We start from the raw sequence: 2,582 nt of genomic DNA, 5'->3' as shown, positions 1-2,582 counted from the left end.
GCCCGCGCCGCCGAGGCCGCCGCCGGCATCGAGGCCCCGCCGCGCGCCGCCCTGCTGCGGCTGGTGCTGGCGGAATGGGAGCGGCTGGCCTGCCACCTCTCCGACTGGGGCGCCGCCATGGGGGCCATCGGGCTGGAATGGGCGCAGACCCGCTGCGCCATGCTGCGGGAGACGCTGCTGCGCGCCCATGAGGCCGCCTTTGGCCAGCGCCTGCCGCTGGACCTGGTGCTGCCTGGCGGCCTGGCCGCCGACCTGACGCCGGAAGGGTCGGAAGCCCTGCTGGCCGCCCTGGCAGTGCTGGAAGAGGACCTGCCGACCCTGCAGGCGGTGCAGGACGAGCATGCCGGGGCGCAGGACCGGCTGCGCGGCATCGGCGCCGCGTCCCCTGCCAGGGTGGCGGCACTGGCGGCGGGCGGCGTGGCCGGCCGGGCCGGCGGGCGCAATTTCGACGCGCGGCGGGACATGCCCTACCAGCCTTACCCGGGCTTCAGCCTGTCCATCCCCATTTCCACCGGCGGCGATGCCGAAGCCCGCCTGCGGCTGCGGCTGCGCGAATTGCCGGAAAGCCTCGGCCTCATCCGCGCCGCCCTGGCGCGGCTGGAGCCCGGCCCGGTGCTGGTGCCGCTGCCCGTGGGGCCGGGGGAGGGGCTGGGCGTGGTGGAAGCACCGCGTGGCGAGGTGCTGCACTGGCTGGCCCTGGACGAGGCCGGGCTGATCCACGCCGCCTTCGCCCGTGACCCAGGCTGGATGCATGTGCCCCTGCTGGAAGCCGCGGCGCCCGGCACCACGCTGGGCGACCTGCCGCTGGTGCGCGCCTCCCTCAACCCCTCCACCAGCGGGATGGACCTGTGATCCCGCGACCAGGAGGCTGAACCCCATGCTCTGGCCCCGCCTCGCGCGCATCATGCTGCGCCCGCCCGCCGCCGATGCCGTGCCGCCGCCGCATCCCGAGACCGTCGCCGCCCTGGCGGGGCGGGTGGAGGCCGCCGCCCAGGCGCGGCTCGGCCGCAGCCTGGCCATCCTGCTGCTGGACAGCGGCGGCTCCGGCGGCTGCGTGCTGGAAGCGCGCGCCCTGGCCGCCCCGGCCTATGACCTGGAGCGCTTTGGCCTGCGCTTCGTGGATTCGCCCCGGCAGGCGGATGTGCTGCTGGTCACCGGCGCCGCCGCCCGCAACATGAGCGAGGCCCTGGTCCGCGCCTGGACCGCGACGCCGGAGCCGAAATGGGTGGTGGCGGTGGGCGACTGCGCCGCCGGCGCCGGCCCCTTCAGCACCGGCTATGCCGTGGAGGAAGGGGGCGTCGGCGCCGTGCTGCCGCTGGACCTGATGGTGCCGGGCTGCCCGCCCTCCCCGGCGCTGATCCTGGAAGGGCTGCTGGCGCTGCTGGAAGCCCAGGCGGATTAGTTGCTGAAGGAGGGCAGACCCGCGAAGGTGTTGCAGGCCGCCAGTTCGCCCCGCTCCAGCCCGGTGCGGAACCACTTCACGCGTTCCGCCGAGGAGCCATGGGTGAAGCTTTCCGGCCGCACCCGCTGCCCGGCCTGCTGCTGCAGCCGGTCATCGCCCACGGCGGCGGCGGCATTGATGCCTTCCTCGATGTCGCCCTGCTCCAGGATGCGGCGGGCATCATTGGCCTGCTTGGCCCAGAGGCCGGCGAAGCAATCCGCCTGCAGTTCGATCCGCACCTGCATGGCATTGGCATCGATGCCGCCGGGGCGGTCCTCGATGCGCTCGGCCAGGCGCAGGATACCGAGCTGGTTCTGCACGTGATGGCCGACCTCGTGGGCGATGATATAGGCGGCGGCGAAATCGCCCCCCGCGCCCAGGCGGCGCTGTAGCGCCGCCATGAAGTCCAGGTCGATGTAAACCTTGCGGTCGCTGGGGCAGTAGAAGGGCCCCACCTGCGCCTGGGCACCGCCGCAGCCGGACTGGGTGGCGTCGGAATACAGCACCAGCACCGGCGGCTCGTATTGGCGGCCGATCTGGCGGAACTGCGCGGTCCAGACCTGCTCCGTCTCGCCCAGCACCTGGGCGGCGAAGCGGCGGCCCTCGTCGGCGCTATAGGGCGCCTGGCGCTGCTGCGTCTGTTGCTGCTGCTGCGTGCCGGGGGAGACGGTGCTGGAACCGTCGCCGAGGATCATGGAAGGGTCGACGCCGAGGAAGAGGCAGAGCAGCAGGATCGCCACGCCGCCAAGCCCGCCAACCGCGATGCCGCCACCGCGCCGCCCGCCGCCGAAGCCGCCCGGAAAGCCGCCGCGCTGACCGCGCCGGTCCTCGATATTATTGCTCTCCGGCCCATCCAGCCGCATGACCCGCACTCCCTGCCGCAACGGCCGACTTATCCATATGAAAAACGCTACGGACGAGACTCCGGTTGCGCATGGCGGATGCGCGTAAAAAAGGGCCGGCCGGATTGCTCCAGCCGGCCCCAGGGGTCAGCCTCCAAAGGAGGCGACCGATCGGCGACGCACCTGCCGGGAAGAGGCGGCCGCCGAAACGCGTGCCGTCAGCCTGGCTGCGCCGCGCGGCGGGCGCGATGCGTCTGCGCCGCATGGCGGCGGGGCTGCGTCCGGGCGGCATGCCGCCG

At 73.6% G+C, this 2,582-nt stretch carries 3 protein-coding genes; 2 read left to right on the top strand and 1 reads right to left on the bottom strand.

Features of this window, described 5'->3' with window-relative positions; translation table 11 throughout:
* Positions 1-852, top strand: an 852-nt coding sequence (locus IBL25_RS25635; protein ID WP_456315889.1) for an NADH-quinone oxidoreductase subunit D-related protein, incomplete at its 5' end; no start/stop codon positions are given.
* A gap of 25 nt (positions 853-877) precedes the next feature.
* The gene (locus IBL25_RS25630; protein WP_187781273.1) at positions 878-1,402 is read left to right on the top strand and encodes an NADH-quinone oxidoreductase subunit B family protein; all 525 of its coding nucleotides are present in this window, start codon (positions 878-880) and stop codon (positions 1,400-1,402) included.
* Here IBL25_RS25630 and ypfJ read toward each other — a convergent pair.
* A complete protein-coding gene (ypfJ, locus tag IBL25_RS25625) occupies positions 1,399-2,304 on the bottom strand; it encodes a KPN_02809 family neutral zinc metallopeptidase (protein ID WP_187781272.1) in 906 nt (301 codons plus the stop codon). The genes IBL25_RS25630 and ypfJ overlap by 4 nt on opposite strands.
* Positions 2,305-2,582 lie beyond the last annotated feature (278 nt).

This window comes from Pseudoroseomonas ludipueritiae, assembly GCF_014490445.1.
GTDB lineage: Bacteria > Pseudomonadota > Alphaproteobacteria > Acetobacterales > Acetobacteraceae > Pseudoroseomonas > Pseudoroseomonas ludipueritiae.
This window is presented reverse-complemented; position numbering and strand designations above follow the sequence as displayed.

Bases quoted from the DNA above. Each gene is read 5' to 3' on its own strand.
- IBL25_RS25630 (WP_187781273.1), top strand. From the start codon at position 878: ATGCTCTGGCCCCGCCTCGCGCGCATCATGCTGCGCCCGCCCGCCGCC.
- ypfJ (WP_187781272.1), bottom strand. From the start codon at position 2,304: ATGCGGCTGGATGGGCCGGAGAGCAATAATATCGAGGACCGGCGCGGT.